This window comes from Polaribacter pacificus (genome assembly GCF_038024035.1).
In the GTDB taxonomy this organism is placed as follows: domain Bacteria; phylum Bacteroidota; class Bacteroidia; order Flavobacteriales; family Flavobacteriaceae; genus Polaribacter; species Polaribacter pacificus.
In genome coordinates this window covers 616,505-630,326 of record NZ_CP150664.1, presented here as the reverse complement: position 1 = coordinate 630,326, position 13,822 = coordinate 616,505, and the positions used below count along the sequence as shown (strand labels likewise).

At 33.2% G+C, this 13,822-nt stretch carries 14 protein-coding genes; 9 read left to right on the top strand and 5 right to left on the bottom strand.

What is annotated here, in order from left to right; translation table 11 throughout:
* The first annotated feature begins 12 nt into the window (after window positions 1–12).
* From WHC90_RS02780 to WHC90_RS02765, 4 genes are read left to right on the top strand one after another with little or no spacing between them, the layout of a single operon-like run.
* Window positions 13–1,626: a peptidylprolyl isomerase gene (locus tag WHC90_RS02780; RefSeq protein WP_188599519.1), complete on the top strand. Its 1,614-nt coding sequence runs from the start codon at window positions 13–15 to the stop codon at window positions 1,624–1,626.
* Window positions 1,623–2,483, top strand: a complete 861-nt coding sequence (locus WHC90_RS02775; RefSeq protein ID WP_188599520.1) for a hypothetical protein — start codon at window positions 1,623–1,625, stop codon at window positions 2,481–2,483. The genes WHC90_RS02780 and WHC90_RS02775 overlap by 4 nt, the downstream gene beginning before the upstream one ends.
* Before the next feature lie 4 nt (window positions 2,484–2,487).
* On the top strand, window positions 2,488–3,837 hold the full coding sequence (locus WHC90_RS02770; protein WP_229664953.1) for a peptidylprolyl isomerase: 1,350 nt from the start codon (window positions 2,488–2,490) through the stop codon (window positions 3,835–3,837).
* Window positions 3,838–3,840: 3 nt separating this feature from the next.
* The gene (locus WHC90_RS02765; protein ID WP_188599522.1) at window positions 3,841–4,794 is read left to right on the top strand and encodes an AAA family ATPase; all 954 of its coding nucleotides are present in this window, start codon (window positions 3,841–3,843) and stop codon (window positions 4,792–4,794) included.
* A gap of 282 nt (window positions 4,795–5,076) precedes the next feature.
* Here WHC90_RS02765 and WHC90_RS02760 read toward each other — a convergent pair whose 3' ends face one another.
* The 3 genes from WHC90_RS02760 to WHC90_RS02750 are packed head-to-tail and all read right to left on the bottom strand — an operon-like array spanning window position 5,077 to window position 7,163.
* Window positions 5,077–5,619, bottom strand: a complete 543-nt coding sequence (locus WHC90_RS02760) for an RsmD family RNA methyltransferase (protein WP_188599523.1) — start codon at window positions 5,617–5,619, stop codon at window positions 5,077–5,079.
* A 1-nt stretch (window position 5,620) separates the two neighbouring features.
* A complete protein-coding gene (locus WHC90_RS02755) occupies window positions 5,621–6,460 on the bottom strand; it encodes a DUF3822 family protein (protein WP_188599524.1) in 840 nt (279 codons plus the stop codon).
* Window positions 6,423–7,163, bottom strand: a complete 741-nt coding sequence (locus WHC90_RS02750; RefSeq protein ID WP_229664954.1) for a hypothetical protein — start codon at window positions 7,161–7,163, stop codon at window positions 6,423–6,425. Before WHC90_RS02750 ends, WHC90_RS02755 begins: the two co-directional genes overlap by 38 nt.
* Before the next feature lie 101 nt (window positions 7,164–7,264).
* Between WHC90_RS02750 and WHC90_RS02745 the strand changes: the two genes are divergently transcribed.
* Window positions 7,265–8,692, top strand: a complete 1,428-nt coding sequence (locus WHC90_RS02745; protein WP_188599525.1) for an ATP-dependent DNA helicase — start codon at window positions 7,265–7,267, stop codon at window positions 8,690–8,692.
* Here the strand turns inward: WHC90_RS02745 and WHC90_RS02740 are convergent.
* Window positions 8,689–9,630, bottom strand: coding sequence for a lipid A deacylase LpxR family protein (locus WHC90_RS02740; RefSeq protein ID WP_188599526.1), 942 nt, complete (start codon window positions 9,628–9,630; stop codon window positions 8,689–8,691). The genes WHC90_RS02745 and WHC90_RS02740 overlap by 4 nt on opposite strands.
* Window positions 9,631–9,737: 107 nt before the next feature.
* Between WHC90_RS02740 and ppk2 (WHC90_RS02735) the strand changes: the two genes are divergently transcribed.
* Both ppk2 (WHC90_RS02735) and ppk2 (WHC90_RS02730) read left to right on the top strand, forming a co-directional pair.
* Complete coding sequence (ppk2, locus tag WHC90_RS02735) at window positions 9,738–10,595, top strand: polyphosphate kinase 2 (RefSeq protein ID WP_188599527.1); 858 nt, start codon at window positions 9,738–9,740, stop codon at window positions 10,593–10,595.
* Between the two features lie 3 nt (window positions 10,596–10,598).
* Window positions 10,599–11,384 (top strand): polyphosphate kinase 2, encoded by a 786-nt coding sequence (gene ppk2 / locus WHC90_RS02730; RefSeq protein WP_188599528.1) that lies wholly within the window; start codon window positions 10,599–10,601, stop codon window positions 11,382–11,384.
* Here ppk2 (WHC90_RS02730) and WHC90_RS02725 read toward each other — a convergent pair.
* Entirely contained in the window at window positions 11,381–12,040 is a 660-nt protein-coding gene (locus tag WHC90_RS02725) for a hypothetical protein (RefSeq protein ID WP_188599529.1), read from the bottom strand. The two genes, ppk2 (WHC90_RS02730) and WHC90_RS02725, sit on opposite strands and share 4 nt — an antisense overlap.
* A gap of 62 nt (window positions 12,041–12,102) precedes the next feature.
* Between WHC90_RS02725 and WHC90_RS02720 the strand changes: the two genes are divergently transcribed.
* Window positions 12,103–12,651, top strand: coding sequence for a Smr/MutS family protein (locus tag WHC90_RS02720; RefSeq protein ID WP_188599530.1), 549 nt, complete (start codon window positions 12,103–12,105; stop codon window positions 12,649–12,651).
* A gap of 21 nt (window positions 12,652–12,672) precedes the next feature.
* Window positions 12,673–13,821, top strand: coding sequence for a cysteine desulfurase family protein (locus WHC90_RS02715; RefSeq protein WP_188599531.1), 1,149 nt, complete (start codon window positions 12,673–12,675; stop codon window positions 13,819–13,821).
* The last annotated feature ends 1 nt before the right edge of the window (window position 13,822 follow it).

The following is a 13,822-nucleotide window of genomic DNA, read 5'->3' as shown; positions in this document are numbered from 1 at the left end:
AATTATTTACAAATGAAAAAAAATATCTTTTTTAGCTGCTTGCTTTTGCTCTCTGCAACTTTGTTTGCTCAGCAAAGCAATGATTTTCTTTTTTCGATAGATGGAACTCCCGTTTCCATAACTTCCTTTAAAAAGGTGTATGAAAAAAATGCAAACCCAGACGCTAAGAAATCAACAAAAGAGCTTAAAGAGTATTTTGATTTGTATGTAAATTTTAAACTAAAAGTGAAAGAAGCTTATCAGTTAAAGTTGGATACTTTGCCAACAATTACCAGAGAACTTAAGAGTTTTCAAAATCAATTAGCTGAACAATTTACTAAGGATGAAGAATTTGGTGAAAAACTTTTGGAAGAAGCCTATCAGCGGAGTAAGTACTTAATAAAAGCGAGTCATATTTTAATTAAAGTTCCAGCGTCAGCTTCGCCAACTGATACTATTGTTGCATATCAAGAAATTCTAAAAGCCCGTAATGAAATTGTAAAAGGTGCTGATTTTGCTACAGTAGCAAAAGGTTATTCTCAAGATCCTACCGTTGCAGAAAATAATGGTAGTCTGGGGTATTTTACGGTTTTTAAAATGGTTTATCCCTTTGAAACGGTTGCCTATCAACTAACCAAAGGACAAGTTTCTATGCCTTTTAGAACTGGTTATGGATATCATATACTAAAAGTAGAAGATGTTAAAATGAGTAAAGGTGAGCGTGAAGTTGCGCAAATTTTAATTTCAGATACTAGTAATTCAGGAAAACAAAAAATAGACAGTCTATACACTTTACTTTCTAATGGAGCTAATTTTACAAATTTAGCTAAAGAGTTTTCTAACGATACAGGTTCTGCTACAAGCGGAGGGAAGCTTCCGCGTTTTGGATATGGAAAAATGATATCCGAAATAGAAGAAGTAGCTTTTTCTATCCCTAGTGAACTTCAATTTAGCAAACCTTTTAAGACTCGATATGGTTGGCATATTCTTCAGCTGATAAAGAAATACCCTCCTCAAAGTTTTGAAGAGGCAAAACCAATTTTGCAACGTAAAATAAATGCGAGTGGTAGAGCAAAATTATCCAATAAAGCCCTTTTAGCTCGTTTAAAAAAGAAGTACTCAATTAAGGTGTTTGATAAGGCAAAATTAGTGTTTAACAAAACCAGTATAAGATCGATACCTAATGATTCGCTGCAAGGTTTGCTTATAGAGATTAATGAAAGGAAAATATATCAAGAAGATTTTAAGTATTATATCTATAGCCGAAGACAGACACCCTTGGCTCAATTGTTTGATGCTTTTTTTGAAGAGAGCATACTACAGTATTACAAAGACCAACTCTTTAAAACAAATAAAAAATTTGTAGAAAGCTTTGAAGAATACAAAGAAGGTATTTTACTTTTTGAGTTGATGAATACTAAGGTTTGGAGTAAGGCAGCTAATGATTCAGTGGGTTTGAAAGCTTTTTTTGATACTAATAAAAATAAATATACCTTTAAAGAACTCTCGGAGGATAAAACCACCGTGTTAAACGACTATCAAAAACACTTAGATAAGCAATTAATAGAAAAGCTTAGAGCCAAATTCAGCGTAGTAATATCGGATGAATCATACAAGTCTTTGCTTGAATTTTATCAAGAAAAATGAAAAACAAACTTAGTTTTATAATAGCAATATCTTTGCTAGTTTCTTGCCAGTATTTAGGGATAGAGCAAAAGAATACGCACAAAGATGCTCCCATTGCACAAGTGCATGACTCATATCTGTATTTGAGTGACATTAAGCATTTGATTCCAGAAAACACTAGTAAAGAAGATAGTCTTTTGTTGGTAAAAGGTTTGATTACGAGTTGGGCTAAGAAAGAATTATTTTTATACAATGCATCCTTAAATTTAAGCGAAGAAAAGAGTAATCAATATGATAAACTTGTGCAGGATTACAGACAAAGTTTACTTATTAATGGTTATAAAGAAAGATTGGTTCAACAAAAACTAGACACCACTGTTAGTCCTGAAGAAGTTGCTACCTATTACGAGCTTAACAAGAGTAATTTTAAACTCAATGAAGAGCTATTAAAAATTAAGTATTTACACTTTGGGAAAGATCTTTTAGATAAAGAAGAGCTAATCACCTTGTTTAAATCAGATGATCCAGAAGACATGCGGATCTTAGAAAATCAGGGAATAAACTTTAAAGAGATTAGCCTTAATGATTCAACTTGGGTAAAATTAGAAGACGTTTTGTTAAAAATTTCAAAATTTAGAGAAATACCCAAGGAAACCTTGTTAAAAAAAACAAAATTTTTACAAAAAGAAGATTCTTTAGGGTTATATTTGGTGGCTGTAAAAGATGTGTTGAAAAGGAACGATATAGCCCCTCTAAATTATATCTCACCAACCATCAGACAAATAATTTTACACAAAAGAAAATTAGAATTAATTAGAGAGATCGAAAAAACGTTAATTAACGATGCAATACAAAATAAAAACTTTAAAGAATATTAATTTAATGAAGAAAGCAATTTTCACCATCGCATTTTTAAGTGTAGTTACGCTTCAAGCCCAAATGAATAAAATTGATGGGGTAGAGGTCGTGATAGGGAAAAACATTGTGTTGGATTCTGACATTGAAAAGTTTAAATTAGACTTGGAGACTAGAACAGAAGGAAAGGTTGATATAACTGATTGTGAAATGCTAGAGCAATTGATGATGCAAAAATTATTAGCTCACCATGCAATCATAGATAGTGTATTGGTAACAAACGAAGAAGTAAACGCTACGGTAAATAGAAACATCTCTTATTTTACACAACAATTTGGGAGTATCGATAAAGTGATTTCTACTTACGGTTTTAACGATATAGAAGACTTAAAAAAAGAGATCTTTAAGGTAGAGAAGGAGAATGCTTTGGTTCAGAAAGAACAAGAAAAGATTAATGAAAGAATTGATGTGACTCCAGAGGAAGTTCGTATCTATTTTAACGGATTAAAAGCTAAGAATGAATTGCCAGAGTTTCAAGCAGAAATAGAAATGGCTCAAATAGTTCTCTACGCTCAGCCAACACAAGAAGAAATTAATCGTGTGATTGCTAAATTAAACGAATTAAAAAAAGAAATAGAAAGCGGTAACAGTTTTAGAATGGCTGCTATTTTAAATTCTGAGGATACTGGAGTTGTTCAAAATGGTGGGAGATATCCTGTAACACAAGATGATCCAAGATTAATTAGAGAATTTAAAGAAATGGCTTTTTCTTTAGATGTTGGTCAGATTTCAGAGCCTTTTAAGTCTGATTTTGGTTACCATATCATGCAATTGGAAGAAATAAAAGGAAGAGAAAGAATTGTTTCTCATATTTTAATTAAGCCAAGTATCCCTGAGTCAACTTTAAGAGAGATTGAGAAAAAGGTGGCAGATATTCGAAATGAAATTTTAGCAAAAGAAATCACTTTTGAAGAAGCTGTAGAAAAATATTCTGAAGACAAAGACACGAAGCTTAATAAAGGAGTTATAGTGAATGCTCAAACTAATGAGACCAAATTTGATTTAACAAGAATGGACCCTTCATTGTATGCTAGAATTGGTGATTTACAAAAGGATGAAATTTCTGATCCTTTTTACGATGAAACTCAAGGAGGTAAAAAGATGTTTAAAATCATCTTAATGAAAGACAGAACCAATACGCATACTGCTGATTTGATTGACGATTATGTTAAGATTCAAAAATTAGCCTTGCAAAAGAAAAAAGAAGAAAACATCACTAAGTGGGCAAAGAATATCATTAATGATACCTATATTAAAATTAGTGATAAGTACAAGAAATGTACTTTCGAAAAAAATTGGAAAAAGGAAATTAACTAATACATGTCTGATATTGCCGCTATACATAGCTTAGTTGATAAAACCAAGCAATTAAAAGAAGAAATAGCAAAAGTCATCGTCGGACAAGATGCCGCAGTAAACTTTGTGTTGTTATCTGTTTATTGTGGTGGACATTCATTATTAATAGGAGTTCCTGGTTTGGCAAAAACCCTACTAGTCAATACCATCTCTGATGCCTTGGGTTTGCAATTTAAGAGAATTCAGTTTACGCCTGATTTAATGCCTTCTGATATATTAGGAAGTGAAATCTTAGATGAAAACAGAAAGTTTACATTTATCAAAGGGCCTATTTTTAGCAATATCATTTTGGCAGATGAAATTAATAGAACACCGCCAAAAACACAAGCAGCTTTGTTAGAAGCAATGCAAGAACGATCTGTAACCGTTGCAGGACATTCCTACAGTTTAGATCTTCCGTTTTATGTACTTGCTACTCAGAATCCAATAGAGCAAGAAGGAACATACCCTTTGCCAGAAGCGCAATTGGATCGATTTATGTTTTCTATTCATTTAGAATATCCAACTTTTGAAGAAGAAGTAACCGTTGTAAAAAACACAACTTCTACCGAGGTACAAGAAATTACCCCTTTGTTTTCTAGTCAAGAGATTCTTGAGATTCAGAAATTGATTCGAAAGATTCCGGTAGCTGACAACGTAGTTGAATATGCTGTTCGATTGGTTGGTAAAACTCGACCTAAAAGCCCAGGTGCTACAGAATTTATAAAAACCTATGTAGATTGGGGAGCAGGACCAAGAGCCTCTCAAAACTTAATATTAGCAGCCAAAGCACATGCAGCTATATCTGGTAAGTACTCTCCGGATATAGAAGATGTAAAAGCAGTTGCCATTCCTATTTTAGCACATCGTGTGGTTAAAAATTACAAAGCAGAAGCAGAAGGGGTCTCAATTTCTCAAATCATCAATACAATCCTCTAACAATGAAACTTAAAAAAGAATACATCATTGCTATAATCGTGTTTGTGGTTACTTTTGTTCTTGCTAGCTACCTATTTTCTTTACTTAAAAAATAATTTCCAGATTCGTTTACTTTGAGTAATACACTCACAAATACTATTCGTATTGTAATTTTAAGCCTATAGTCATAAAGATTTTCTCTTTGTAAGACTATGTAATTTTGTTGCTATAAAAAGTATAAAACAGCCTTAAAAATGCTTCTATGAAGCCTCTTTGCAAGTTCTTAATATATTTGTTTGTTTTTTATGAGGTGTGTTCAAAAAAGCTAAATACGTTTCCTCCGTATTTTTTATCATAACTAAACTGTGGGTGACCAGACAAGTCTGTATGTTTAGAATGTTCTATAATTAGCAGACCTTCCTCTTCTAAGATGTTTCTCTCAAAAATTAGGTCTGCAATTTTTAAAAACTGACTAGCTTCAAAATCATATGGCGGATCAGCAAAGATGACGTTTGCTTTGACATTTGTCTTTCCAAGAAAAGTATATACATCACTTTTAAATGTTGTGATGTTAAAATTAAAATCTTTAGCAACCTGATTGATGTATTTGATACAGGCAAAATGCTGATCAATACTGTAAATTTCTTGAGTTCCTCTAGAGGCAAACTCAAAACTTATATTACCGGTACCAGAAAACAAATCTATTACAGAAATCCCGTCAAAATAAAAATGATTGTTAAGGATATTAAATAAGGATTCCTTAGCCATATCCGTTGTCGGTCTAACAGGTAAGTTTTTGGGAGCTGTTAACCTTCTCCCTTTGTATTTTCCAGAAATGATTCTCATATTAGGGAATATTGATATAATAGTTATATGCGTTCAGGGTTTTATCTTGTTCAAAAAAATCATTTTTTATCTCTAAAAAAGTAATATTCCGAACATATTGATAGGCAAAGGTATACAATTCAGAGTCTTTATCTATCCAGCCTGTAAAGCTTAGTTCAAATTCTTCAGGGTTTAGCTCTAATTGCTCTGCAGTAAATAAAATATAGTACAAAACATCTTCTTTTGTTTCATACGAAAATGAGTTGTATAGGTGCAACTGTCCATCTTTTAAGACGATAATCTCTATTTGTTTTTTTTCTACATGAACGTAAAAATGGTCTTTTTGGGTGTTTTTAGCATGCAATAATAACTTATCAATTAAAACAGTTGCTTGGTGCTTGTACTCAAAGGCTCCGTATTTTTGAAAAAAGAAATTATTGATGTTTACATAAGGAACATACACATTATTAATAGCTGCTTGTTCAAGACTATCGTAAGCAATATAATCTGTAGAAAATGTCTTAACTGTGTAAGTCAGATAGGTAGAGAGTTGTTCTTTATCAAATAGGGTACTGGGTACCAGTGTAGCTAAGTTGTTTTGATGAATTAAAACAACAGATTCAAAATCTTGATTTAAAATAGCGCTTTCCTTGGTAATTTTTTCAATCTCAGTGAGTAAGGCCACTGGATTTGCACAAGATTGTTTAAAAGGGTGGCTCTCAAAATGAAAAATTTCTTGAGTAGCTAAGTTAGATATACAAAAAGAAAATCCATCCAAACTAAATTGGATGGATAGATTCTTTCTATAACTATCTTTTGATATGTTACTTATCTTCTTTTTTATCACGATCTCCTTTGTCATAAGATGGAGGCCAGTTTCCACCAGTTGTTACTTCTGATAAAGAACCTACAGACACATAAGCTCCTCTGATTTCATCCGTAGAAAGTACTTCTTTTTCTACTTTAACTAAAGAAGCATCCATTCCTGTTAAGATATCGTCTTTTGCAACTTTGGCTTCAAAAACTGGAACCACTAAACCTTGTACTTTTTCTAAAGTTCCTACCTCAATAGTAAACTTCTTGTTTGTCCCTGGAACGTTAAACATGTTTTTGTAGTCTCTTCCAGTAAATCTAGAAATAACCGGTTCATAACCAATAGTATCAGTAACTCTTTTCTCTACTTCCACCATTATCTTTTGATATCTGGTTCCTTTGTTTACTTCTTCAGTAACGTTAATGGTTTGTGTAATAGCTATTTTACCTGTATCGATGAATTTAATTAATGCATCCATATCTTTGGTGTATTGACCAGTAGCTTCTTTATGAGCAATCTCAGCATCTCTGATCATTTTTAATTGTTTGATGACTTTGGTGTAAATTACTTTTTTCTCTTTGTCAAAGTTGATAGGCTTCATTACCCCATCATAAATTTTCCAAGTTAAAAATCCTGCCAAAACGAGCAAAATAATTGAAACCAAAGGTTTAAGTTTTAGCGGCAAGTATTTTACAATAAAAAATGCAAGCACAGCAGCAATAACAATAGCGGCAATAATAGTAATTAACATTAGTATAGTTTTTAAATGAATATTCGCAAATCTACAATTTTTTTTTAATCATAAAAACTTTTAAGCATAAATCAATTCTTATCTTTGATTTTTCTTTTTTTATGATAAAAACAGCCCCAGAATTTTACCGCGAACTCTTAAGTAAGTTCCCGTTTGACCCTACAACCAAGCAAAATGAATTATTGCTAAAATTGTCTAATTTTGTTTTTGACAACAATAATCGTGCCTTATTTTTACTAAAAGGCTATGCTGGTACCGGAAAAACCTCAGTAATTAGCGCTGTTGTTAATTCACTTTCAAAGATCAATACCAAATATGTTTTATTGGCACCAACCGGTAGGGCCGCCAAAGTGATAGCGGTTTATGCAGGAAAACAGGCATTTACCATTCATAAAAAGATTTATTTTCCTAAAAAGCAAGGAAACGGTTCCATTAATTTCGTTAAACAGCCTAACAAACACACCAATACTTTATTTATTGTTGATGAGGCATCTATGATTCCAGATAGCAGTAATAAAATTAATTTATTTGAAACTGGAGGCTCTCTTTTAGATGATTTGCTAGAGTATGTCTACTCTGGAAAAAACTGTAAAGTAATTTTTATTGGAGATACCGCTCAGTTGCCTCCTGTTAAATTAACGGTCAGCCCTGCTTTAGAGCATACAACACTTCAAAATGATTATGATAAGGATGTAACAATGATTGAGCTAGATGAAGTAATGCGTCAGCATCAAGACTCTGGAATTCTTAGCAATGCAACACATTTGCGACTACTCATAGAAAACAATGCTACCGAGCTTCAGTTTGATTTGGGCTATCCAGATATCATTCGATTGATAGACGGTTATGAAATTGAAGATGCCATTCACAGTTCTTATGATAACAACGGGGTAGAGGACACTGCTTTTATTGTTCGTTCAAACAAAAGAGCCAATATGTACAATGAGCAAATCAGGACCAGAATTAGAGGTCAAGAAAATGAAATTTCTGCTGGAGACTTTGTTATGGTGGTTAAAAACAACTACTACTGGCTTAAAGATAGCTCTGAAGCTGGTTTTATTGCCAATGGTGATATCTGTGAAGTCCTTCGATTAAATGCCATAAAAGAGCTGTATGGCTTTAAATTTGCCGAAGTAGAACTTCGGATGATAGATTATCCCAATCAACAACCCTTTGAAACCGTTTTGCTGTTAGATACATTAACAAGTGAGCAACCTTCTTTAAGCTATGAGCAATCAAATGAATTATATCAGGCGGTAAAAGAAGATTACGCTCATGAAAGTTCTAAGTACAAGCAATTGTTAGCAATAAAGAACAACAAGTATTTTAATGCACTCCAGATTAAGTTTTCTTATGCCATGACTTGTCATAAATCTCAAGGGGGCCAATGGAAAACAGTCTTTATAGAGCAACCTTATTTAGTAGATGGTATCAATACAGCTTATTTGCGTTGGTTGTACACAGCAGTTACAAGAGCACAAGACAAGTTGTATTTATTGGGTTTTAAAGACGACGCCTTTAGTGATTAATTAAAGTTATAACCAATAAAAATACTACCGTAATTGTTGGTAGGGTCTATTTTAGTATTGTCTGCCTTTTTTGTATATAAATGATAGGTATAACCGTAATCAAAACGCTTGGCAGCGTAACGATAACCAATTGCTAGACTAAATTGAAATGGCACAGTATTAAAAGTAATAGGACTCTCATCGTTTAAAAAACTACCAGACACAGTTGCATCATAGGCATAGTAGCCTAGCATTGGTTTTACAAAAATAAAGGATTCTTTAACTTTTTGCTTGTGTTTAGAAATATTTGATTGAAAGCCAATGGTTTCGTAGTTTTTTTGCAAGGATTTAAAACCAAATCGGAGATAAAGACCTGTAGAGATGTCTGTAAACAAAGTTCCTAGATTGGCCTTTGAATAAGAGCTTATATCAAAATTACCAGCACTATTTCTGCTTAAAAAATGCACATAACTTAGATTAAGATTTAGCACCAGTGCTTCTTTAATTTGATATTTCCAACCCACTGCTTCTGGAAAACCATAGATAGAATGTATGTAATTTTGCAGTTCTTTAGCTTTGCTGCTTGGTCCAAGGATTCCTAGCTGTACTTGACTGCTAAAAATATGTTCATTTTTATAATAGCGATGATTGCCATATTGGGCAAATAAAACACCTGCAAAAGGTCTGTCGTGACTGCTTGGAAAAATTAAGGTTGATTTGTACGGTGTGTACATTAAGTGACCAATTTCAAAACTGTGGATTTTTTTTTCGATCTGATTGGCTTCTGTAGTCCCTAAATATTGAAACTTAACAAATAAGCCATTAGAATAATAACGATCCCGATAGGTAGATGTATACAAATCATTGTCAGTAACTAGGCTGATTGATTTGCTGTAGTTTTTTTGAGAATAAACCCAACTAGTACTTAGCAATAAGAATATAAAAACAAGGTATTTCATAAAAGTTAAACAAATATATTGTTTGTAATATAATATAAAGTTGAATTCAACTAAAAATTGAAAAAAAATATTATTTTTAGAGACCTTAATAATGATGTACTATAAGAATGAGTAAAAGCGGAAGAATTACAATTGATGACTTGGCATCTATCAAGACAAGAAAAGAGCTGAGTAAGCTAATTAAAGATAAAAATATTGATGACGAAAAGCTAAACAAAGAACTGGTTTACAATAGAGAGTTGAGATCTCTACAGGTAGAGCTTGTAAAGCTACAACGTTGGATTTCTGAGACAAACAAAAGGGTTGCTGTTATTTTTGAAGGTAGAGATGCAGCAGGTAAAGGAGGGAATATTAGACGATTTATGGAGCATCTAAATCCTCGTGCGTCTCGATTGGTTGCCTTAAATAAGCCCACTCAAAATGAGAAAGGACAGTGGTATTTTCAACGATATATAAAAGAACTTCCCAACCCTGGAGAGATTGTTTTTTTTGATAGAAGCTGGTACAATCGGGCAGTGGTAGAACCCGCAATGGGCTTTTGTAACAATGATCAATACAAAGATTTTTTGGTTCAGGTACCAGAATTTGAGCATATGCTCTATGAAGACGGTATTGTGATTATTAAATTTTGGCTATCAATTTCTAAAGATGAACAACTTAGAAGGTTTGAATCTCGAATGAAAAACCCACTAAAAAGATGGAAGTTTAGTCCTGTAGACAAGAAAGGACAAGAGCTTTGGGATGTTTATACCTACTATAAAGATGAAATGTTTACAAAAACACATACCTCTTATAGTCCGTGGATGGTGGTAAAAACCAACGATAAAAATACTGCTAGACTTGAGTGTATTCGATATGTGTTGTCAAAGTTTGACTACCCCGGAAAAGAAGAAGCAGCGACCTCAATTTCACCAGATCCAAATATCGTAATGCGTTATTTTAGATCAGTACAACAAATGGATTAAGACATGGATGAGAAAACGATAAAAGCAACAGAGAATAAACTGAATACTACAAAAGGTTTAAAAGCTCTTTTTTCTAAAGAGCCAATCAATGTAGAACGCGCAGTGAGATATATAGATTACGAACGTAAATTAAAGAAACTTCAGGTTGAATTAATTAAGCTTCAAAAATGGGTCATTAAGAATGACGAACGCATTATTGTTGTATTTCAAGGAAGAGATGCTGCTGGAAAAGGGGGAGCAATTAGACGGATTACTGAACGAATCAATCCCCGTTTTATGCGAATAGTGGCACTGCCAAAACCCAGTGATGATGAGCAGACCCAATGGTATTTTCAGCGTTATGTAGAGCAGTTACCTAAGGCTGGAGAAATGGTTTTTTTTGATAGGAGTTGGTACAATAGAGCAGTAGTGGAGCCAGTAAATGGCTTTTGTACTCCCAAGCAGTATGATATTTTTATGAACCAGGTAAATGACTTTGAAAGAATGATTTTAGAATCGGGTATACATTTGGTAAAAATATACATGTCTATCTCTAAGAAAGAACAAGCAAAACGCTTTCAAGAAATTAAAACAGATCCTTTAAAGCAATGGAAAATGACCAAGGTTGATGAGAAAGCTCAAGAACTATGGGATGAATACACCAAATACAAGGATTTAATGTTTGAAAAAACGCATACAGAAAACTCTCCTTGGAAAATTATTAGAGCAAACAAAAAAACTGAAGCTAGGGTAAACGCTATTAATCACATTTTAAAAAGCATCCCTTATCAAAAAGACATTGAGATTTAAACGATGCTCCTCTGGGGTACACGTTCTTTTAGCGCTTGCAGTGTTTCAAAGAGTAGATATACTTCGGCGGCGATGCTTTTAGAAGTTTTTAAATAGGCTTCTTTTTTGCTTTCTTTAAGATTGTATTTTGTAGGGTCATCAAACTCTAAATGAAAATGCGCTATGGCCTTGGGAATATAAAGCTCACCGGTTTCATTATCATTACAGGTGGTAATTGCAAAATAGGCTCCTTTATTGATAGGATTGTCATAACGTTTAGAAAAACCCAATAAGGATCTAGTGGTCCTGTTAAAATTGATTGCATAGGTTGGGTTTTGATGATCAAAATGCAAAATATTAAACTGAAAACCTGCTGACTGTAACGCTCGTACAGTGTTTCTGTGAAAAGAACTTACACGAGTGCCTCCAGAATAAGAACTTATCGGAAGATCAAAATAATAGGCGGCATAATAGGCCCATACTTGAGCGAATTGGCTGCTTGTTGCGTTGTGAGTGCAAATAAAATTAAGCTGGATATTCGCAAAATCACCTGCTGCTATCTCGTACATGCTTTTAGCCATTCTGACTATCATACTTTTTCGATCTTCTGAAATACAATGATCTACAACTGCATTTTTAAAGAATATTTCTATTTTTTGTGTACCAAACAAAATCATCTAATTACTTTTGTGTAAACTTAGATGAAAACAGACTTATAATTATTAATTAAACATTAAGAATGGCTTTTGAAATTGGAGATAGCGTAGCGGTATTAGATGATGTAATTAAAGGCGTAGTTACAAAGGTTACAGCAACAGAAGTTGTTTTAAGAGACGGCAGTGGCTTTGTTTTTAGTTATTTAGCCAAAGAATTGGTGAAAATTTCTGAAGATCAGAATGAGCTAACAAAATTCTCAGATATTAACAATCATTTGCTGCAAAGTAAAATTAATGATAAGAAACCTAAAAAGCAGGTTTTTACGACGACAAAAAAAGAAGTGATCTTAGAAGTTGATCTTCATATTCATCAATTGACTAAGTCTACCAAAGGGATGGATAATTATGATATGCTCAATCTTCAAATTAATACAGCTCAGCAAAAATTAGAGTATGCCATACAGAAAAAAATCTCTAAACTTGTTTTTATACACGGGGTAGGTGAAGGTGTTTTAAAAACAGAATTGACGTATTTATTTCAAAAATACCCTGTTAAGTTTTACGATGCATCTTATCAAAAGTATGGTTTGGGTGCTACAGAAGTATATGTTTTTCAGAACCCTAAACACTAAACTTTTGACTATTTTTGCCTTATGAAATCGATCTATTTAGACAATGCTGCAACCACACCGATACTTCCAGAAGTAGTTGAGACTATTTGTGCATCCATGCAGGCAAATTATGGCAACCCATCTTCTACACACCATATAGGAAGACTGGCTAAATCTGCTGTAGAATCTGCTAGAAAGTCTATTGCCAAACATTTTAATATAGGCGCTGGAGAGATTATTTTTACTGCTGGAGGAACAGAAGCTGATAATTTAATACTCTATAATGCTGTTCTTAATTTGGGTGTAAAAACCATTATCAGCACTAAAATTGAGCATCATGCGGTCTTGCATACAATAACGCATCTACAAAAGACCTATGGAATTAACGTTTTGTATCTAGATCTAGATACCAATGGCAATCCCAACTCATCCCAACTTGAAAAGCTTTTAGCCACACAACAAGAAGAAGGAAATACCTGTTTGGTGAGTCTTATGTATATTAATAATGAGATCGGGAATATACTAGCCATAGATCAGATTACTACTCTCTGTCATAAATATGACGCGTATTTGCATTCTGATACCGTACAAGCTATTGGACATTACCCAATAGATTTAAAAAAAACTCCAATAGATTTTATTGCAGCGAGCGCACATAAATTCCATGGTCCTAAAGGAGTTGGTTTTGCCTATTTTAAAAGAGGTGTTGGGATTATTCCTATGCTACATGGAGGTGATCAAGAAAAAGGGGTTCGATCTAGCACAGAAAACGTACATAGTATTTTGGGTATGGAAAAAGCCTTAGAAATTGCTATAAAACATATAGATACAGATGCACAAGCTATTGAATCTGTAAAAAAGTACTGTATAGCATCACTTTTAAAAGCCTTTCCTACTGTACAATTTAATGGTAATTCTGAAGATCTCACCCAAAGTAGTTATACCATCTTAAACGTTCAATTTCCTGTGGTTGATAGCATGTTACTTTTTCAATTAGATTTGGCAGGAATCGCTGTTTCTGGAGGTAGTGCTTGTCAAAGCGGAAGTAGTTTAGGCTCTCATGTACTCACAGAAATTTTAAGTAATGAAGAAGCAAATAACACCTCTATTCGTTTTTCTTTTAGCAAATTAACCACCAAACAAGAAATAGATTATTTGGTGGCTACTTTACAGCGTTTAATAAACAAATAAG